This is a genomic window from Pseudomonadota bacterium, assembly GCA_030860485.1.
GTDB lineage: Bacteria > Pseudomonadota > Gammaproteobacteria > JACCXJ01 > JACCXJ01 > JACCXJ01.
In genome coordinates this window covers 1-20,041 of record JALZID010000302.1, presented here as the reverse complement: position 1 = coordinate 20,041, position 20,041 = coordinate 1, and the positions used below count along the sequence as shown (strand labels likewise).

Sequence of the window (20,041 nt, the reverse complement as noted above, 5' to 3'; positions counted from 1 at the left end):
CACCCCCTGGCGCCGGGGTTGACCCCGCGCAGTGTGATCGAGAAGTTTGCCGCCATGCAGATGCTCGATGTGCACATCCCGACCACTGACGGTCGGGAGCTCGTCCTCACCCGTTACACCCAGCCTGCGCCCGAGCTGACGCTGCTGTTGGACAAACTCGCGCTCGAGCTCCCCGCCCAACCGCCGCCGAAGATCACCGCCAGCCGGTCATCAGCCACCGCCCTGTAGTGCAGACCTAGGGGGGTCCCTATGAGTGATATCAATCACTTAGGACCTCGGTACCCCCCGAATCGGCTAAGTCGGGTTAAAACGCTTCGCGAGAGAATTGCAGCCATTATCTTTGTACACAAGCTCACGCCGGGAGATCTAGATGAGTCCTTCTTTGTCGTCAATCCCGCCTTCGACGTGCGGGAAAGGGTGCTACGATTACCCGCATTTGCCGCTTTGAAGTGCGTTACATCGCCCCGGTAACGCGCGCTCCTAGCAACGGAGGGCATCAATGTACAAACAAATAAGCGATGACATAGCGAGTAGGGCGGAAGCCCGCTTTGTGGGCGTTCCGCCGCATGCGTTCACCTCTGCTCCCAGCCGTGCCATCGATAACGCCATCTCCATCCCGATCGGAAGGGTGGCATCTGTTGGGCCGATGCCCGCAGGGCGATCCGCCGCACGGGTCGCTTCGGCCGGGTAGCCATACGGCGGAACGCCAAAAAGCGGCTTCCGCCCTACCTTTCCGCCTTACGCGCGTTCGAAAGCCAGGGCCAAGGAGTGGCCCTGCTGGCCGCGTCGAGGATGCAACGCTTGGCGTGGAAATCGAAAGGTGAGCGGGTGGTCTACGCTTGGGTTGCAGTAATAATGGTAACAATAGGGGACAATAGGGGACAGAAGTGAACAGAACATGTTTTTCTGTCCGGCGTATGGACGCGTTTTTCACCAAGGCGGCGCTCTTCACGTTCGGCGGCGCCTACGCGGTGTTGCCCTATGTTTACCAGGGCGGGGTGGAGCACTACGGCTGGCTCACCGGCAGCCAGATCATCGACGGCCTGGCGCTCGGGCCCGCTCATCATGGTGGTGGCCTTCGTGGGCTTCATCGGCGCCTCGACCCAGGAAGTCTGCGGCCCCGACCTGCCGCTGCTCGTGGCTATCGCGGGGGCCGGTGTGGCCACGGTTTTCACCTTCCTGCCATCGTTCCTGTTCATCCTCTGATCGACGGTGCGCGTCCCCATCAAAGGGTGATGTTGCGCGTGTCCGCGAGGGGGCCTCTTCCGGGAAGCACGGGCACGACCCTCTGCATCACGTGCTCGGCGGTCGCGCGATACGTCGTGAGCTTGCCGCCGTAGATGGCCAGATAGTGCGGGCGTTCCCGGCGGTCCACCGAGAGTACCGTCTCGCGCGAGCGCTCTTGAGGCGCTACTGTATCGTGTGGCAGGACCCGCAGGCCCGCCATGGTGCCGATGACCCGGCCGCGGTAGGCGGGGAAGTAATGACGCAAGGTTTCGAGTAGATATTCCGACTCGGCCGGGGTCGCCGCCACGCAGGCCGGGTCCCCGCGATAGGCGGTCTCGGTGGTGCCGATCAGGGTCCCGCCCTGCCACGGCATGACGAATACCGGGCGCCGGTCGGCAGGCGACTCGACATAGAAGGCCCCCTCCAGGACCGGCTCGTCCAGGTGTAGATGCGCACCCTGTACCAGTTCGACCTCGACCGGTGGCGGGGGAGGATGGACTCTTTCGGCCACCTGCCCCACCCACGGGCCGCCGGCATTGACCAGCACCGTGCCATGGCATTCGATCGGGCGAACCCCTGGGGGATGGCCCGAAGAGTAGTGGATCGAATAACCGGCGTCTGTCCGCGTCGCTTTCTGGAAGGTCGCCGGACAAGACACCTCGGCGCCGAAAGACCGGGCCGAGTCGAGCACCGCGCGGGTCAGCGCGGCATCGTCGGTCTGGGCATCGAGATAGGAATACACCGCGGCCAGCCCCTCGGTACGGAGTCCGCCCAGCCCTCCCCATCCAGCGCGCCCGAGTGATCGGAATCGGTGCTGCGGCCCGAGCCCGCCGAGCACGGCGTATAACGACAGGCCGAGCCGGAGCTCCCAGGGGCGCCGTCGGGTCTCTCGATAGAGAGGGACGAAGAACTCGAGGCGGTGGACGAGGAGCGGCGCGATCCGCAGGAGCGTCTCGCGCTCCGCCAGGGACTGGCGTACCAGAGGGAGCTGTCCGGTCTCGAGGTAGCGCAGGCCCCCATGGATGAGCTTGCTCGAGCGGGAAGAGGTGCCGGCGGCCGGGCCGTATTGTTCGAGCATCAGCACCCGGTATCCCGAGGCCGCCGCGCACTGGGCGACGCCGGCACCATGGATCCCGGCGCCTACGACGACGACATCGTACCCACCCCGGTTCATGGCGGGGCAGGGGGTGCCATCGCAGTAGAAGACTCTCAGTGCAGCCGGGGGGCGGGGAGCGGGCTATGGCGCGTGGTCTCGCGCAGGGTGCGCAAGGCGTGTTGGCTCCCCGTCTCCAGCCACAGCGCGTGTGCCTGCAAAGGCCCGAGGCGGCGGGTCCCGTCCAGCTCCCGCATGCACTGCAAGACATCCATCATCTCGACGAAGGCCTGGCTCAGCTGCCGGAAGAGATCGCCGCTCGGCGCGTCGGACAGGTGCAGGTAGGCGCTCTTACCGAGACCCACGTAGTAGCCGAGCGGCACCGCGCCCCGTAACGCGTGGTCCGGAAACAGTCCCGTATATAGCAGGCACTGATCCCCGACATCACGCAGGCCTTGGCGGCGCAGCGGGCCGCGCTGCAGGAGCCCCGCGAGGTAGCCCAACGCCAGGCACGTCTTGGCCAGGCGCGCCCGGCCCACAAAACGCATGAGCGTGAAGACGAGATAGCTCTCGGTCTCCACGCTCAAGCTGCATTCGGCGGCGGCCTCGGCCTCGTGGACGAGCGCCTGCCACTGCGCGGTGTCGGTCGCATGCAAGACCAATCGTTTCATGTTGCACCTCCTGATATCACTTTAGCCCGGATTTCTCACCACTGCGACCTGAAAGAGGCGGGGGCGGATGCGTATCCCCTTGCGGTATACTTGCGGGACCGATGCCGGACGCGACGACCCCCGGGACGCCCGGCGACTCTCGGGGCGCACAGCCCACGACCTTTCAGGACCTGATCCGGGTGCTCCAGCAGCACTGGGCGGGACAGGGCTGCGTCCTGGAGCAACCCTACGATATGGAGATGGGCGCGGGAACCTTTCACCCCGCCACCTTCCTGCGCGCCATCGGTCCCGAGCCCTGGTGCGCGGCCTATGTGCAGGCATCGCGGCGTCCCACCGATGGGCGCTACGGCGAGAACCCCAACCGCCTGCAGCGTTACTACCAGTTCCAGGTCATCCTGAAACCCTCGCCCGCCGACATCCAGGAGCGCTATCTGGATTCCCTGCGCGCGCTCGGTATCGACCCGCTGGTGCACGACATTCGGTTCGTAGAGGACGACTGGGAATCGCCGACCCTGGGCGCCTGGGGTCTCGGCTGGGAGGTGCGGCTGAACGGCATGGAGATCAGCCAGTTCACCTATTTCCAGCAGGTCGGCGGCCTCGACTGCCGACCGGTCGCCGGCGAGATCACCTATGGTCTGGAGCGTATCGCGATGTACCTCCAGGACGTGGACAGCGTCTACGATCTCGTTTGGACCGATGGGGTGTGGGCCGAGGGCCAGAGTAGTCCCCTCCTCCGCTGCGGCCCTATCACCTATGGCCAACTCCACCATCAGAACGAGGTAGAGATGTCGCGCTACAACTTCGAGCGCGCCGACACCGCCTCGTTGTTCGCCTGGTTCGACACCTGCGAGGCGGAATGTCGGAGGCTGACAGAGGCCGGACTCGCGCTGCCGGCCTATGAGATGGTGCTCAAGACGTCTCACACCTTCAACCTCCTTGACGCGCGCCACGCCGTTTCCGTGACCGAGCGCCAGCGCTATATCCTGCGGGTGCGGGCGCTGTCGCGGGGCGTGGCCGAGACGTATCTGCAAAGCCGTGAGGCGCTCGGTTTCCCCCTGCTCGCCGCCGGATCCGAGGCCGAGGCATGAGCCGGTGAGCGCGGCGCAGGATCTCCTGGTCGAGATCGGCACCGAGGAGTTGCCGCCGCGATCGATGCGGCGCTTGTCGCAGGCCTTCGCGAGCGCCGTCGGCGAGCGCCTCGACAAGGAAGCCCTCACCCACGGCACGGTCAAGGCCTACGCCACGCCCCGCCGCCTCGCGCTCGTGATCGAGGCCGTCGCCGCGGCTCAGCCCGATCGCGAGGTGCATCGGCGCGGCCCGGCGTTACGCGCGGCCTTCGACGCAGAGGGTCGGCCCTCCCCCGCGGCCCTCGGATTCGCGCGCTCCTGTGGGGTCGCGGTGCAGGACCTCATCCGGCTGGAGAACGAGCAGGGTCACTGGCTCGCCTTCCAGACCCTCGCCCGGGGCCGGCCCGCCGGTTTGGTCATACCGGGGCTCGTCCGCGAGGCGCTCGCGGCGATCCCGATCCCGAAACGCATGCGCTGGGGTCCGGGCGCCGTCGAGTTCGTGCGTCCCGTGCACTGGGTCGTCTTGCTGTTCGGCTCCGAGACCCTCGCGGCCGAGATCCTCGGCGTCCAGAGCGGGCGCGAGAGTCGCGGCCACCGCTTCATGCGGCCCGGGCCCCTGTCGATCCCGGCGCCTCGCGACTATCGTCAGCTATTGGAATCGATGGGCAAGGTGCAAGCCGATTTTACCGAGCGGCAAGAACGGCTGCGGCGACTGGTGGAGGCCAGGGCGCACGCCCAAGGCGGGCAGGCGCTCATCGACCCGGAGCTATTGGAGGAGGTCACGGGTCTCTGCGAATGGCCGGCGGTCATCGTCGGCGCCTTCGATCGGCGCTACCTGGGGATGCCGGCCGAGGTCTTGATCGCGACCCTGAAGGACCACCAGAAGTGCTTTCCGATCCTCGATGCCGATGGGGGGCTCTTGCCGTATTTCGTGGCCACCAGCAACATCGAGAGCCGCGATCCCGAGGTGGTGCGGCGCGGCAACGAGCGAGTCGTCCATCCCCGGCTGGCGGACGCCGCGTTTTTCTACGAGCAGGACCTCGCCGAGCCCTTGGAGGCGCGGCGGGCGGCGCTCGCGCGGGTCGTCTACCAGGAGCGTCTCGGGACGCTCTTGGATCGATCCGATCGCCTTGCGACCCTGGCCGAGGAAATCGCGCAGCACATCGGCGGGGAACCCGACTTGGCGCGGCGTGCGGGCCTCTTGTCCAAATGCGATCTCGTCACGGCACTGGTCGGGGAGTTTCCCGAGTTGCAAGGCCTCATGGGTCGCCACTACGCCAACCGGGCCGGCGAACCCGCCGAGGTGGCGGAGGCCCTGGCCGAGCAATACCTACCGCGCCATGCCGGTGACGGGCTGCCGGGGACCCGGACCGGACAGGCGCTGGCGCTCGCCGACAAGCTCGATGCGCTCTGCGGGGTGTTCGGCATTGCTCAGGCGCCGAGCGGCGACCGCGATCCCTTCGGGCTCAGGCGGGCGGCGCTCGGGTGCCTGCGCATCTTGATCGAAGGTACATTGGACCTGGACCTCTTCGATCTCTTGTCGCGGGCCGCCGCGCTGTACGGCCGATCGTTCGATCCTTGTGTCGTGCCGGTGGTCTTCGATTACATGATGGAGCGGCTGCGCGGGTATCTGGCCGAGGACGGCGCGCGCTCCGATGCCTTCGAGGCCGTGCTGGCGCGCCGACCCCCGCAGCCCCTCGACTTTCGCAAGCGGCTCTCTGCCGTCACGGCGTTTCGAGCACTGCCCGAGTCGGCGGCGCTGGCAGCTGCCAACAAACGCATCGCCAACCTCCTCAAACAGGCGCAGGAGCTCGAGATAGGCGTGCTGGAACCCGGGCTCCTGGAAGCGCCCGCCGAGCGCCGCCTGTCGGCGGCGTTGGAATCGCTGGAAGGGCCGGTTCGGGAAGGGCTGGATCGGCGCGAGTATACCGCGGTGCTGTGCGCGCTCGCGGGGCTGCGCGAGCCCGTCGATGCCTTTTTCGATGAGGTGTTGGTCCTGTGTGAGGATCGGCGCCTGCGGGCCAACCGCCTGACCTTGCTCTGCCGGGTCCAGTCCTTGTTCCTGGAGATCGCGGACCTCTCGAGGCTGCAGTAACCAGATGCGGCTCTTGATCCTGGACCGGGACGGCGTGATCAATCAGGAATCCGATCGCTTCATCAAGTCTCCCGAGGAGTGGATCCCGATCCCGCGGAGCCTGGAGGCCGTGGCCCGCGCCAACGCCGCGGGCTACCGGGTCGTGGTGGTGAGCAATCAATCGGGCCTCGCGCGCGGGATCATCACTGTCGGCCAGTTGCACCTCGTCCATCAGAAGATGCACCAGCGGCTGGCCGAGCACGGTGGGCGTATCGAGGCGGTGTTCTTTTGTCCCCACGGTCCGGGCGAGGGCTGTGCCTGCCGCAAACCGCGGCCGGGGCTGTTCCGGGAGCTTTCGGAGCGCCTGCACCTCCCGCTCGAGGGGGTGCCGGCGGTCGGCGATCGACTCACCGACATCCAGGCGGCGCGCGCGGCGGGCGCTCGTCCGATCCTGGTCGAGACCGGCCGCGGCCGCCACACCCGCGACGCCAACCCCGAGCTTCGCTCCCTACCGATCTACGAGGACCTGGCCGCCGTGATCGACGAGCTGTGTGCGCCCGGCCCAGGGCGCTAGTGAGCACCGGCGTCGGTTCGAGGGGTGCGCGACCCCGGCCTTCTTCCCGAAATGCGCAAGTGCGCGTAGGATCCACTCGCGTGGCCGAGCTTGCCAGGGGCCATCGCACTCAATTGACTACTTAGAGGAATACCGAATGAAGATCTTCGTTGGCAATCTGTCCCGAGATGTGACCGAGGACGATTTGCGGCGCGCTTTCGAGCCCTTCGGGGAGGTTGCATCCGTTAACGTGATCAAGGACAGGTTCAGCGGAGAACCGCGCGGTTTCGGGTTTATCGAGATGTCGGCCAAGGCCGCAGCCGAATCGGCGATCGCCGAGCTGAACGGCAAGGACCTGAAGGGTCGACGGCTGACCGTGAACGAAGCCCGGCCGCGGACCGACGACCGTGGGGGTGGCGGGCCGGGCAGCGGCGGTCCCCGGCGCCCAGGCGGAGGAGGTCCCGGTCGGCGCCGTTTCTAACCCAGAGGCGCTGCCTGGCGCACGCCGTCCCCGCCATCGCGCCGTCATCGGTATCCCGTCGCCTCACCGGGTGAGGCCCTCGCCCCCCACGCTACCTTTCCCCACCCCGGCGGAGGGTGGTGTGGGGGCGCACCCCCTCCCCCCTTATATATTCGGGTGGGCGCGTGCTCGTACCGGGGGGCCGCCATGAGGGACGGGCTCCTCGACTTCCCACACGGCATCACCGCCATCGATACCGGCTTCGTGCGCCCGCGGCTGGACGCGAGCCATCTCCTCGTGCGCGACGGGCGCGCGGCGTTCGTGGATACCGGGACCGGCCCTTCGGTGCCGAGGCTCATCGAGGCGCTCGCGGCGAAGGACATCGATCCGTCCGATGTCGACTATGTGTTTCTGACCCACATCCATCTCGACCACGCCGGCGGTGCCGGTCTGCTGTGCCGTCATCTGCCCGCGGCGCGCGTGGTCGTGCACCCGCGCGGCGCGGCCCACCTCGCCGATCCGCGACGCCTGATCGAGGGGACCTTGGCGGTGTACGGCGAGGAGGTGTTTCGGCGCCACTACGGCGATGTCCGGCCCATCCCCGCGGAGCGCCTGGTCGTGGTCGAGGATGGCCAACGCTTGACGCTCGGGCAGAGCACATTGACCTTCCTGCACACGCCCGGTCATGCGCTTCATCACGTCTCCATCGTGGACGAGGAGGTTCGGGGGATCTTCGCGGGCGATACCTTCGGCGTGTCCTACCGCGAGCTGGACGGCCCCCGGGGCGAGTTCATCTTTCCCGCCACGACCCCAGTGCACTTCGACCCGGACGCGGCCCATGCATCCATCGACCGGCTCATGGCCGAGCGGCCGGCTGCCATCTATCTCACCCACTACAGCCGCGTCGCGGACCTCGAACGCCTAGCCTCGGATCTGCATCGGGGTCTTCGGGCCTTCGTGGCGATCACCGAGGCGGCGGCCGCTGGGCCGGACCCTTTGCCGGCCATCGCCTCCGGCCTGCGGGATTATCTGTGTTCGCGGCTCCGCGAGCACGGGGCCGCCGATGCGGAGTTTCTGACCGACGATGTCCTGTCCATGGACATCGAGCTGAACGCCAAGGGGCTGCTCGTGTGGCTCGGGCGGCGGGCGCATTGATGGCGCCGCCGAGTGCACCGGGCGCGGGCCACAGATCGCGCTTTTTGATCGACTGGGTAAGGGGATTCAGGGGGTCGATCAATGACCGTGGCCGGTCTATCATGCATTCTCTCGGGGGAGGAACGAAAATGAGCACAGCCGAGCACCTGCAAGACACCGAGACCTGGAAGCGCGGGTTTTTCATGATCGTCTTCGTCGTCATCTACACCGCCGCGGAACTCCTGGTCTTCGGCATCGTGGTGTTCCAGTTCTTCTCGCGGCTCTTCACCGGCGAATTGAACCCGAGGCTCGTGGCGTTCGCCCCCGGGCTTTCGCGCTACATCTACGAGATCCTCAACTACGTGACCTACGAGTCCGACGAAAGGCCCTTCCCGTTCAGCGACTGGCCTACCCGCTGAAAACGACACGATGAACTTCCCGCAGCGCGTCCCCGATCGCGTCGAGGCGGTGCTCACCCTGGGTTTTCCGGGTTTCGGGTACGCCGATCTCTTCGATCCGAAGCGCTTGCAGGACCTCTTGGCGGTCTTCGACGATTACGTCCGGCCGCGCGATCCCGACCTCTGGGTCGAGTTCGAGCGCTACCGTACACGCGCCGGAGAGGGGATGTCGCCCGAAGCGATCTCGGACTTGCTGGTACGCATGGCGCCCTTCGTCGGGGAGTTCGTGGCGCGCCTCTTCGGCATCGGCGGCGAGCGCGAGCGACGGATCGATCACATCCGCCGCGAGATAGACACTGTTTTCGCCTTTCGCAGCGAGATCGTGATGAAGTGCGATGCGCGCTTTACGCCGGGCGATCTCGCGGGCTGGGACCTCCGGTGCTTGGAGGCCCGGATCGCGGCGCTCCTTCGTTGCGCCACCGCGCCCGACGAGGAGGGCGCGCTGGCCGAGATGGGGATCAAGCTCCGTGCGCTGTGTATGGCGTCACAGTCGCAGGGCGCCTGGGAAGACCAGGCGCAGGCCTTGCGGCAGCAACTAAATCACACATGGGCCGGCGATCCGAATGCCGTGGCCCTGGCCCCCATGCTCGCCGCGGGTACGGCGCGAGAGCTCGTCTTCGGGCTCATGGAGCTCATCGAGCGTTTCTGCTACGCCGCGCGCCATCATCCCCTATTGCACGCCCGGGTCGCGGGCTGGGTGAGCTTCAAAGAGCCTAAGAAAACCGATTTCCAGCGCCTCGTGCCCTTTGAGTCGGAAAACCGCGGGGGCCACAAGGTGCTCGTCGGGCCACTCGCCCAACGCCGCCGTCGCGATGGATTCGCCCTGACGGATCGGCGCATGAACGAGCGCCAGGTGCTCTACGAGGTCGATCATTGCATCTATTGTCACGATCGCGACACCGACTCCTGCTCGAAGGGCATGCGCAATCGCAGGGACGGCACCTTCAAGACAAATGCGCTCGGCGTCCCCATCACCGGCTGTCCGCTCGGCGAGAAGATCTCCGAGATGCACGTGCTCAAGCGCGGGGGTGACGACATCGGCGCGCTCAGCCTCATCATAATCGACAACCCGATGTGCCCGGGCACCGGTCATCGGATCTGCAACGACTGCATGAAGGGCTGTATCTACCAGAAGACCGAGCCCGTCGACATCCCCCAGATCGAGACCAACGTGCTCACCGATGTCTTGAGCCTGCCCTGGGGGTTCGAGATCTACGGGCTCTTGACGCGCTTCAACCCGCTCAATGTCGGGCGCCCCGCGGCGCTCCCTTACAACGGCAAGAACGTCTTGGTCTGCGGGCTCGGGCCGGCGGGTTATACGCTGTCGCATTACCTCTTGAACGAGGGCTTCGGGGTGGTCGGGATCGACGGGCTCAAGATCGAGCCCCTGCCCGTGGAGCTGACCGGCAGTCACGAGCGTGCCCCGCGCCCGATCCGCGACTTCGCCGAGATCTACGAGGACCTCGACCGGCGCGTCATGACCGGATTCGGCGGGGTCGCCGAGTACGGCATCACGGTGCGCTGGGACAAGAACTTCCTCAAGGTGATCTATCTCACCCTGGCGCGGCGCCGCGCATTCCGCTGTTACGGTGGCGTGCGCTTCGGCGGCACCCTCACCATCAACGAGGCCTGGGACCTCGGCTTCGATCACATCGCGATCGCGAGCGGCGCCGGCAAGCCGACCATCATCCCGCTCGAAAATAATCTTCTGCGCGGGATCCGCAAGGCCTCGGATTTCTTGATGGCGCTGCAGTTGACCGGCGCCGCCAAGGACTCGCTCGCCAACCTCCAGGTGCGCCTGCCGGCAGGGGTCATTGGCGGGGGCCTGACCGCCATCGACACGGCCACCGAGCTCCTGGCCTATTATCCGGTCCAGGTCGAGAAGCTCCTGCGCCGCTACGAGACCCTCGTCAACCGCTACGAGGAGGGCTCGGTGCGCGGGCGTTACGATCCGGAAGAACTGACCATCCTCGACGAGTTGCTCGCCCACGGGGGGGCCGTGCGCGCCGAGCGCGAGCGCGCGAAATCGTCGGGCGAGTCGCCGAACTTCCAACCGCTATTACGGGAGTGGGGCGGCGTCACGCTCTTTTATCGTAAAGGCATGCGCGATGCGCCCGCCTACCGCCAGAACCACGAGGAGATCGAGAAGGCCATGGAAGAAGGGATCGCCTGGTCCGAGGGGATGGAGCCCAAGCGCGCCGTCGCCGACGGCTTCGGGCATCTCCGGGCCGTCCGTTTCGAGCGGCTCACCGAAGAGGGCGGGCGCTGGGGAAGCACGGGGACCGAGCTCGAGGTGCCGCTCAAGAGCCTTTTCATCGCCGCCGGGACCTCGCCCAACACGATCTACGAAAGCGAGCATATCGGAACCTTCGAGATGGACGGGCGTTCCTACCGGCGCCACGAGCCGATCGCCGCGAACGGTGAGTGGCGGCTCGAGCCCATAAGCGATCGGTGCTGGCCCAAGATCGGCCGCCCGGCCCCGTTTACTTCGTATTCCCGCGAGGGGCGCCATGTCACCTTCTATGGCGATAACCACCCCGTGTATGCCGGCAACGTGGTCAAGGCCATGGCGAGCGCCCGCGACGGCTATCCCTATATCGTGCGGCTCTTCGAGCGCGAGTTGAGCCAGCTCGACGCGGGGCGGCAGGCAGAGCGCGAGCGCGCGTTACAGGCCTTTCAGGAGGGGCTGGACGAAAACCTCTCCGCGGAGGTCGTCGAGGTGAAGCGCCTCACCCCCACCATCATCGAGGTGATCGTGCGCGCCCCCATGCAGGCGCGCAAGTTCTGCCCCGGCCAGTTCTATCGCGTGCAGAACCTGGAGGCCCTGGCGCCCACCGTCGAGGGCATGGCGCTCGTCTCGGAGGGCCTGGCCTTGACCGGCGCCTGGGTGGACAAGGAACGCGGGCTCATCTCGCTCATCGCGCTCGAGATGGGCAGCTCCTCGCGCCTGTGCGCGCTCTGGAAGCCGGGCGATCCGCTGGTCGTCATGGGCGTCACCGGGGCCCCGACCGACATCCCCTCCGGCAAGACCGTGATGCTGTTAGGGGGCGGTCTGGGCAACGCCGTGCTGTTCTCGATCGGAAAGGCGTTGCGCGCCGCGGGCAATCAGGTGATTTACTTCGCCGGCTATCGCAACCGGCACGACGTGTTCAAGATCGCCGAGGTCGAGGCGGCCTCGGACATCATCGTGTGGTCGGTGGACCCGATCCCGGGCGCGGAGCCCATTTCGGTGACCCGCCCGCAGGACAAGAGCACGGTCGGCAACATCTTGGAGGCCGTTTTGGCCTACGCCCGCGGCGCCCTCGGCGAGACGTCCATCCATCTCGATGATGTCGAGCACATCATCGCCATCGGCTCGGACCGCATGATGGCGGCCGTCAAAGAGGCGCGTCACGGGATATTGAAGCCCTACCTCAACCCCCGTCATATCGCCATCGGCTCCATCAACTCGCCGATGCAGTGCATGATGAAGGGCGTCTGCGCCCAGTGTCTCTGCAAGCATATCGACCCCGAGACCGGGGAGGAGTACTTCGTCTACTCCTGCTACAACCAGGACCAGGAGCTCGACCGCGTCGATTTCCCCAACCTCCACGCCCGCCTCAAACAGAACTCCGTGCAGGAAAAGCTCTCGGGGATCTGGCTGGACTATCTTTTCGAGAAGGGGGGGTTGCGACCGGGGTAGGAATGCGGCAAGCCCCTGTGTCAAAGCAATGGCCGGCACACCCGCGTCGGACCGGGCAGGTCTCAGGATCGGCAAGCTGTCTCGGGCCGCCAACGTCCACATCGAGACCATACGCTATTACGAGCGCATCGGCCTCTTCCCGGCGCCGGCTCGCACGGTTGCCGGTTACCGTAGTTACCGTCTGGACCACCTGAAGCGCCTCTGCTTCATTCGCCGCGCGCGCGAGTTGGGGTTCAGTCTCGATGAAGTACGGGCGTTGCTGCGGCTCGCGGACGATCCGGTCGCGTCGTGCGAGGCGGCGCATGACCTCGCCTGCCGGCATCTCGCCGAGGTGCGCGCCAAGCTATCGGATCTGAAGGCGATGGCACGCGCGCTCAGCACCGCGACCGCCCGCTGTGAGGCCGGAAACCGGCCGGATTGCCCGTTGATCGAGTCGCTGTTTCGGGAACGCCCGTCAAGCTGAGAGTCTGCGACTTGAGCCATCGTGAACGAACACCGCCTGCTGTTGGCCAGTCGATGTAGGTGGGTTAGGCAGCGCCGTTTGCGCCGTAACCCACCGAAGGCTACCGGCGCTTTACTGAAGCATTCCCGTTATGAAGCGCTGTGCCCGATACCGGGCTTCTTGAACAACGGTCTCAATCGTCTCAATCCTTATCGGTTCGGCTCGCAGCGCTATAAGACTCGGTCTATAGCTTCAGTGTATGTCGTAAAGCGGTATCGATGTCCGCCATCGGCAGGATGCCGATCACTCGGTCGATCGCGACTTCCGCAACTGTCGCCAGGTTATCTGTCATCACTACCGAGTCGGTCAGAAGGCCCGATTGTTGCCCGGCGGGCGTTGATACTGTGACCACCACACGACTCGGATGGTTGGCACGAAACAGGCGGCTGGTGATCATCGCCACGATGACTTGTGGCAATCCGGTTTGTAAGTTGTCCGCTTGGACAATCAGAGCAGGACGAGTTTTCGCCGTGCGCAAGTCGGAGTTGGGATAGAGCACCAAGACCACATCGCCACGGTTATAGCTTGGCTTTGGCGGCATCATAATTATCGTACAGATCCATGTCCGGACTGTCCCACTCCTCGGCAAAGGTCCCCAACTGTGCCCGGAGCTCTGCTGCCTGTGCCTCGTCGAGCCCACGTGCTCGCAAGTCGATATGACTTGTCTCCAGAAATGTCACAATGACCCGCGTTTCGTCGCGCACTTCCCTAGGGCGTTCGGTTAATTCAATCTTGCCATCCCGATACACACCTTCAACGCTCTTGAGCATACAACCTCCTCGGTTTTTGTCCATGGTCCGGTGCCGACCCATGCGCGGTCATCCGGAAGGCGGGGGCCGCGACCGGCCGCTCGTCCGCCCGACGGGTTACGGGCCTTAAGCGCCGACGCCGTCCAACGCGCTCACCACCCCCCGGCCTCCCTTGTTCAGGACATGCGTGTAGATCATCGTGGTCGACACGTCCTTGTGGCCGAGAAGCTCCTGCACGGTACGGATGTCGTAGCCGGATTGCAGGAGGTGGGTGGCGAACGAATGGCGCAGGGTATGGGGCGTCGCCAGCTTGGCGATGCCCGCCCGCCGCACGGCCTCTTGCATCGCCCGCTGCAGCGCCTTCTCGTCCGCATGGTGCCGGCGCACTGCCCCGGAGCGCGGGTCCACCGAGCGCGTGCGCGCGGGGAATACATACTGCCACGCCCACTGCTTTGGAGCGCCCGGATACTTGCGCGCCAGTGCATCGGGGAGGTATACCTCGCCATAACCCGCTGCGAGATCCGACTCGTGCAGCTTCTTGACCCTGCCGAGGTGATCCTTGAGCAGGACCGCGAGGCTCTGCGGCAAGACCGTCATGCGGTCCTTCGCCCCCTTGCCCTGCCGGACCACGATCTCGCACCGGGCGAAATCGACATCCTTCACCCGCAGCCGCACACACTCCATGATGCGCATGCCGGTCCCGTAGAGGAGGCGGATCATCAATCCCACCGTGCCGCTCAGATGCCTGAAGATCGATTCGACCTCTTGGCGGGTCAAGACCACCGGCAGCCGTGCCGGCCGTTTTACCGACTCGATGCCATCGAGCCACGGCAGGGGCTCCCGGAGGACTTCCTTGTACAGGAACAGGATGGCACTCTTGGCCTGGTTCTGTGTCGAGGCCGACACCTGCTTTGCGACCGCGAGGTGGGTCAAAAACGCCTCGACCTCCGCAGCCCCCATCTCGCGTGGGTGTCGCTTGTTGTGATGCAACACAAAACGTCGGATCCAATCGACGTACGCGTGTTCCGTCCTGATGCTGTAGTGTTTGCGCCGGATCCGGTCCCGGACCTGATCCAAAAGACGGGGTTGTCCTTCACCCATACCGACCTCCGAAGGTGTGTTTGCCTTCCCGTATTAGGGGGTGCTATACTGTGCGCAAGTGCCTGATATGTGAAGCGAGGCGTTTGTAGCAGGACGCACTATACCGCCTCGTGACGCAGAAGTAAAGCACCTTTTAGGGGGTCTACTTCTAGTTAGGCACTCTCTTTACTTCAATCCTGGAGGTTTCTTATGAATGGTAAATTTTCTCCGAAATTGGCGACACATGTCGGCATTTATAGTCCGCACGGGTTTGCAGATCCTTTGAAATTAAGAGTTGGCAACGTTGTACCAGGCGAACCTGTGCAGATCAACTGGCGGTTCAGACGCTTCCTTGATCCGTGGGATGCCGACTGGGGGCGTTCGTGGAACGGTTCGATCACCGTGCGTTTTTTGATCGAGGGCCATTTAGTCCACGAGCGTACTGACATCCCCGTCACGGACGAATCCAACCAGACGGAGAACGTTACTATACGCGACCGGAACGTAGCCAATACCGTATACCGTTTCGGCCGAAAGTCACTGGAGATCGTAATCCTCCGCAGCGACAAGCCGACTGCCAAACCTTTCCGCTGGGCAGCGAACTTCTGGGTGATACCTGAGCCGATAGACGCCTCATGGTGGCAATGGCGGGTCGCTACTTTCGAGTCGGTGCCATGGAAGGATGGGTATATTCTGGTCGCGGATTTTGTGAATAAATCCCGATTCGCAACGGTGGCGCATCTTTCGGCTGAACTCTCGGAGGTTCGCATTGAAGAAAACCCGCAGATCGACCCTTGCGGCGATCTCCCGGTCCAGGTCGATACTCGCAACAACATCGCGGCCGGGGGTCGCACACCGTTGTCGTTTAACTTCATGAAAGACTGGTCTTGGCTGATGGTCGTGACGTACGTCATCTACGGCCCTCTGCACAAGGCCTTCGCCTACGCGGCCTGGTTCCAGTGCACCGACGAGTATGGGAACGTTTACAAGGGCGTCTGCTCGAGTCGACTAGTACGCCACGTTGATGTGTCGAACAAAAAACAGTTTGCAGGGGCGATGGCATTTGGGGCTGCCGCCAGCGCTGCGGGTTTGATAGTGGCGGCGGGGATAGCAGCCGCCACTATCGTCGGCTTGCCGCTGGCCGCCACTTTGTCGGCGGCTGCTGCGGCGGCGTATGCTGCCGCCAGCGTAGCGGGGCTGATCGCCAAGGATCCCCCTGCGCCAGACCCACAGTTTCGCGAAGCGGTCGCGGTTGAGCCGCTGCGCCTTCCTAAGTGGCCGGAAAGCAAGTCGCCGATCCCGCCGGCACTTGATGCCCTGAGGAGATTGCTGGAAACGGCGGCGCACATCCTCGCTTTGGAGAATGCTCACACCGTTACAAGATCCCGCCTGATGGGTGCTGCAATGTTCGGTGACCAGGAGGCACAGGAACTACAGAGACAGCGTTATCTTGAAATTGAAAAAGAAATGGTCGCGACGGCCTCCAAGCTAGACCAGATACTTCCTGATATCGAAAGAACGTACGACGCGGACTCGCTATTCGATCCCAAGAAGGCGGCTGTGTGGGCGGACGCAATGATCGCGGAAGGACTCTCATTGCCGATGCTAAAGGCTATGGCCGAGGCGGGGCTCAGCCCAGAACAGATCAACGAGTTGGCCGCCCTCGTCACGCACGGGTGGCTCCTGGAATTAGTCAAAGAAAGAGGATTGTTTCTGGTGCCCCTCGTCGTGAGCTTGCAGGACTTTGTTCAGGAAGTCCAAGGCCAAAGAGAAGCCGTTCTAGCTGGGGAAACCTGCGTAGAAGCACGTCGTCCGCGTGGAAGCGTTTCGGAGGATCCCATCATGGATGTCGAAGCGCAGTTACGGCCTCGCAGATATGAATGATCGCAGGGCCCAATAAACTGCGCCGTGCCTAACAAGGCGCTCCAGCCGACCGTCTTGCCTCCGCTTCGCTACGGCAAAACGGCGGCTGAGCTTGGGCGTTCGGCATCACAGAAGACCTCATGCTGACAGTCACGGTCGACACCAATATCCTTCCGATCGAGGACTTAGTCGCCGCCATCGCGCCCGGGGAGTTCGCGTTTGCCATGACTTCGGTGACGCACCGTGAGATCGAAGGCTCCGTTAATCTCACTCCGGGCGCTGAGACTTCGCGCGTTCCGGAGACACTCGTGTGGGGCGAAAGCTGTTGGGACGGTGGTTTCTGGGGCGCAGAGTCCGACACCGCTTGTCTCGAGCGCGCGTTGGCTATCATCGCTGACGGCAGCTTTCCGCCGCCAAATCGCCGCGCAACGTTGAACCACGGTGAGAGGAGTCAACTCCGAGACGCCATGATCCTCTGCGCGCACGTTCGCGAGAAGCGTGACATTTTCGTAACGGATGATAGACGTGCTTTCGTTCGAAATGACCGCCGCGTTAAATTGGAGCAATTGTTCTCCACTCGCATCATGACGCAGCCCGAATTCCTGGCCAAGTTCTCACGGAAATGATGCCGAACCATGCGCTGCAGCCGACGCCGTGGATCGCCGTCGCCTTTCCAAGCCCTCTTGCCCGGCGCGGCTGATCTTGTTTCGTTGGGCGTTGTTACAGCTTCCAAAGCCCAAACTTTTGATTCTCAGAGGCATAGGAGAAATCCAATGAGTTTTCGTACTGTACTTTTCGCTATCACAGCTGTTGGCTCAATAGTCTCTTCGGGTTGTGCAACAATGAAACCTAACTCAATTGCGGAAGTTGAGGAAATAACAGACACGAACAATTGCAAGTCTCTTGGCACAGTAACAGGGTCAAACGCTATGCTTGTGGGGCTTCTGGCATCCCCAGGATCAAAAAGTGCTAAGGCCGAAGCAATGAACAAGGCCGTAGATTTAGGAGCAACTCATATCGTTTGGTCCCAACAAGGAACTAGCATAACCAACGAATGGTATGGGAAGGCCTATAAATGCAAATAAGTCTACGTCCATACGCCCAACCCGTTACTCCAGCGGACGGCTACGCCGCCGCTGAGTTTGGGCGTTAGGCGTGAACCGTGCTGGTCCGCATAGCATAGTTCAGGATTTGTTAGCTATGGATATACTTACGATAATCTTCTACGTAGTTGCTTACGGCTTTGCGTTAGTGATAGCAATTGTAGCCCTACAGTTCGCTTGGCTGTTCCTACCTACAATTGCTGGCATATGGGGAGCCATTTGGCTTTGGAAGCACGGACATGATAATTGGGCGATAATTGTAGGAATTGCCGGATTAGTACTGCAGGGGAAGTGGCCTGGATGGAGCACTGACACTAGTGGCTATCACTGGACACGTGGAAAGAATACAGTCTACGACAAGAACGGTAACGTAAAAGGGTACATAGATAAAGATTGACCGTTACGTGTTGGGCGTGCAACATCGCAACTCAAAGCCTAACGGTCGCTTCGAGAGGGACGCTGAACCTCCCCCGAAAAAGTAGACACCTTGATCTAACGAGAGAGGAGGTGTCAGATGCCGAGAGCAGGGCTGAGGAAAATTAGTCGCTACAGTGGTGAATTCAAGGCCACGGCGGTAAAGCTGAGTTCCTTGTCAGGGGTGCTGATTCGAGATGTTGCACGGGAACTAGATATTCACCCCTTTATGTTGTCACGCTGGCGCAAGGAAGTACGGGAGGGAAAGATTGTGGCCAAGACGAAGAAGCTGGACATTGATACCAAGACCGCAACGGAGCTTAACCGGCTACGGCAAGTCGAGCGCGCGTATGCGCTATTGAAAGAGGAGCATACGCTTTTAAAAAAAGCCATCCGGTTTTGTTCGGAACGAAGGCGGAGGTCTTCGAGTTCATTGACCGACACCGGGGGGAGCACCGAATGAGTGTAATGTGTCGGCTCTATGGGGTAACGCGGGCGGGGTATTATGCCTGGAAGGGGCGCGGTGAGAGTGCGCGCGCCAAGGCCGATGGGCGGCTGTGGGTGCACATCGAGCGGATATATCAGGCGAACGGTGGGACCTACGGGAGTCCGCGGATTCATGCCGCGCTGAAGGCGCAAGGCAGCCGGGTCGGGAAGAAACGTGTGGAGCGGAGCATGCGGAGACACGGCCTGAGGGCACGTTCGGCAAAACTCTATCATGCCAATCCGGGGAGCCATGCGTTCTTCGCTAGCATTCCCAACCGCCAACTCGATATCATTGCCGATCGTGCGGACCGGGTCTGGGTGGGCGATATTACGTATCTCAAGGTCGGGGGGCAGTGGCGGTATCTGGCAATTGTCATCGACAAGTATTCGCGTCGGGTCATCGGTTGGAGTCTCGGCCGAAACAAAGATGTGGCTCTGACGCTCGCATCGCTCAATCGAGCGGTATTCCATCGACGCCCTGGTCCCGGCGTGATCTTTCACACCGACCGAGGGATCGAGTATGCCGGCTATGCGTTCCGAGACCGACTGACAGAGCTCGGGTTTGTACAGAGCATGAACCGCCCAGGAGAGTTGACCGACAATGCGCATATGGAGTCATTTTTTCACTCCATGAAGTCCGATGTCGTTCACGGTGTTGTTTTTGAGCAGGAGAAGGAGCTACAGAAGATGATGCGTAGTTACATCCCGTTTTACAATCAGAAGCGGCTTCACTCATCATTAGGGTACCTATCACCCGTCCAATATGAGACGATAGCCGTTTGAGGAACAACAGTGTCTACAAAATCGGGGGAAGATCCCGCGGCAAACAGCGCCGCGCCCCTCAAGCAAGCGTTAGCTGACTAGGAAACGCAGCAGTGATTCGCGACAGCGTAACACTTGCGGAGGTTCAAAGCGGCTGGGCTGGAGTGGAGGTTCTCCGAGGACGACTCCAACGCAGCGCATTCGCGTCGCAGGGCGTTATCGGTGGCACGTTTCCATTTGCGCTTGCAAACGCCACGCACAACCTTCCTTTCATTCACGCCTTTGCCGTGCTCAATGACGTACTTGAACAACTCGCCAGTGAAGGCCACTTCGGTTGCAAAAGCCATTTTCTTGGCGCGTTGCTCACGAGCAGTGAAAAGGCGCTGCCTTGGAGCGACTTCACACTAATCAGAGCCGGTGCAGAACTCAGAAATGACGTGGCGCATCGCGGGCAGCTACTTGAACGCGGCGACTGCTGGAAGTACGTTGATGCTGTAAAGGCGGAACTCTCCGCGTGGGGCATCGTATGACGTCAGCTAATCGGGTAGCCGGGGGCGTTTGGCCCCCGGCCCCCACACCACCTAGCATGCGGGTCCGCACTAGGCGGTTCACAAAAGTGGAGCACACGATGACATCAGGTATAGCCGTGGGCACGCATCCAAA

At 63.1% G+C, this 20,041-nt stretch carries 20 protein-coding genes and 1 pseudogene; 16 read left to right on the top strand and 5 right to left on the bottom strand.

Translation table 11 applies throughout. The features are described 5' to 3' along the window. Positions 1-228: hypothetical protein (locus M3461_19125; protein ID MDQ3776314.1), on the top strand; the 228-nt coding region annotated here is incomplete at its 5' end. Between the two features lie 686 nt (positions 229-914). Then, positions 915-1,203, top strand: a pseudogene (locus tag M3461_19120) (chromate transporter). Between the two features lie 22 nt (positions 1,204-1,225). Here M3461_19120 and M3461_19115 read toward each other — a convergent pair. After that, the gene (locus M3461_19115; GenBank protein MDQ3776313.1) at positions 1,226-2,401 is read right to left on the bottom strand and encodes an FAD-dependent oxidoreductase; all 1,176 of its coding nucleotides are present in this window, start codon (positions 2,399-2,401) and stop codon (positions 1,226-1,228) included. A 35-nt stretch (positions 2,402-2,436) separates the two neighbouring features. Then, a complete protein-coding gene (locus tag M3461_19110) occupies positions 2,437-2,991 on the bottom strand; it encodes a hypothetical protein (protein MDQ3776312.1) in 555 nt (184 codons plus the stop codon). Positions 2,992-3,092: 101 nt separating this feature from the next. Here M3461_19110 and glyQ point away from each other — a divergent pair, with 101 nt between their 5' ends. The 8 genes from glyQ (at position 3,093) to M3461_19070 (ending at position 12,882) form a co-directional block, all read left to right on the top strand. Further along, a complete protein-coding gene (glyQ, locus tag M3461_19105; protein MDQ3776311.1) occupies positions 3,093-4,079 on the top strand; it encodes a glycine--tRNA ligase subunit alpha in 987 nt (328 codons plus the stop codon). 4 nt (positions 4,080-4,083) lie between these two features. Beyond that, entirely contained in the window at positions 4,084-6,153 is a 2,070-nt protein-coding gene (gene glyS / locus M3461_19100) for a glycine--tRNA ligase subunit beta (GenBank protein ID MDQ3776310.1), read from the top strand. A gap of 4 nt (positions 6,154-6,157) precedes the next feature. Then, positions 6,158-6,706: a D-glycero-beta-D-manno-heptose 1,7-bisphosphate 7-phosphatase gene (gene gmhB / locus M3461_19095; GenBank protein ID MDQ3776309.1), complete on the top strand. Its 549-nt coding sequence runs from the start codon at positions 6,158-6,160 to the stop codon at positions 6,704-6,706. Between the two features lie 136 nt (positions 6,707-6,842). Further along, a complete protein-coding gene (locus M3461_19090) occupies positions 6,843-7,166 on the top strand; it encodes an RNA-binding protein (GenBank protein MDQ3776308.1) in 324 nt (107 codons plus the stop codon). A gap of 186 nt (positions 7,167-7,352) precedes the next feature. Beyond that, on the top strand, positions 7,353-8,300 hold the full coding sequence (locus M3461_19085) for an MBL fold metallo-hydrolase (GenBank protein ID MDQ3776307.1): 948 nt from the start codon (positions 7,353-7,355) through the stop codon (positions 8,298-8,300). 128 nt (positions 8,301-8,428) lie between these two features. Then, positions 8,429-8,698 (top strand): DUF4389 domain-containing protein, encoded by a 270-nt coding sequence (locus M3461_19080; protein ID MDQ3776306.1) that lies wholly within the window; start codon positions 8,429-8,431, stop codon positions 8,696-8,698. 10 nt (positions 8,699-8,708) lie between these two features. Then, positions 8,709-12,419 (top strand): pyridine nucleotide-disulfide oxidoreductase, encoded by a 3,711-nt coding sequence (locus M3461_19075; GenBank protein MDQ3776305.1) that lies wholly within the window; start codon positions 8,709-8,711, stop codon positions 12,417-12,419. A gap of 28 nt (positions 12,420-12,447) precedes the next feature. Continuing rightward, positions 12,448-12,882, top strand: coding sequence for a helix-turn-helix domain-containing protein (locus M3461_19070; protein ID MDQ3776304.1), 435 nt, complete (start codon positions 12,448-12,450; stop codon positions 12,880-12,882). Between the two features lie 223 nt (positions 12,883-13,105). On the opposite strand, the gene M3461_19065 is transcribed toward M3461_19070, so the two are convergent. The 3 genes from M3461_19065 to M3461_19055 all read right to left on the bottom strand — a co-directional run bounded on the left by M3461_19065 (position 13,106) and on the right by M3461_19055 (position 14,771). After that, a complete protein-coding gene (locus tag M3461_19065; GenBank protein MDQ3776303.1) occupies positions 13,106-13,462 on the bottom strand; it encodes a type II toxin-antitoxin system PemK/MazF family toxin in 357 nt (118 codons plus the stop codon). Further along, a complete protein-coding gene (locus M3461_19060; GenBank protein MDQ3776302.1) occupies positions 13,440-13,691 on the bottom strand; it encodes a hypothetical protein in 252 nt (83 codons plus the stop codon). Before M3461_19060 ends, M3461_19065 begins: the two co-directional genes overlap by 23 nt. Before the next feature lie 105 nt (positions 13,692-13,796). Further along, a complete protein-coding gene (locus tag M3461_19055; protein ID MDQ3776301.1) occupies positions 13,797-14,771 on the bottom strand; it encodes an integron integrase in 975 nt (324 codons plus the stop codon). A gap of 189 nt (positions 14,772-14,960) precedes the next feature. Here M3461_19055 and M3461_19050 point away from each other — a divergent pair, with 189 nt between their 5' ends. The 6 genes from M3461_19050 (at position 14,961) to M3461_19025 (ending at position 19,908) form a co-directional block, all read left to right on the top strand. Continuing rightward, on the top strand, positions 14,961-16,634 hold the full coding sequence (locus tag M3461_19050) for a hypothetical protein (protein ID MDQ3776300.1): 1,674 nt from the start codon (positions 14,961-14,963) through the stop codon (positions 16,632-16,634). A gap of 119 nt (positions 16,635-16,753) precedes the next feature. Further along, positions 16,754-17,239, top strand: coding sequence for a hypothetical protein (locus M3461_19045; GenBank protein MDQ3776299.1), 486 nt, complete (start codon positions 16,754-16,756; stop codon positions 17,237-17,239). A 574-nt stretch (positions 17,240-17,813) separates the two neighbouring features. Then, positions 17,814-18,113 carry a hypothetical protein gene (locus M3461_19040; GenBank protein ID MDQ3776298.1) on the top strand — a complete coding sequence of 100 codons (300 nt, stop codon included), beginning with the start codon at positions 17,814-17,816 and terminating at the stop codon, positions 18,111-18,113. A gap of 117 nt (positions 18,114-18,230) precedes the next feature. Further along, positions 18,231-18,593, top strand: a complete 363-nt coding sequence (locus M3461_19035; GenBank protein ID MDQ3776297.1) for a transposase — start codon at positions 18,231-18,233, stop codon at positions 18,591-18,593. Next, positions 18,530-19,399, top strand: coding sequence for an IS3 family transposase (locus M3461_19030; protein ID MDQ3776296.1), 870 nt, complete (start codon positions 18,530-18,532; stop codon positions 19,397-19,399). Before M3461_19035 ends, M3461_19030 begins: the two co-directional genes overlap by 64 nt. A 92-nt stretch (positions 19,400-19,491) precedes the next feature. Further along, the gene (locus M3461_19025) at positions 19,492-19,908 is read left to right on the top strand and encodes a hypothetical protein (GenBank protein ID MDQ3776295.1); all 417 of its coding nucleotides are present in this window, start codon (positions 19,492-19,494) and stop codon (positions 19,906-19,908) included. Positions 19,909-20,041: the final 133 nt, after the last annotated feature.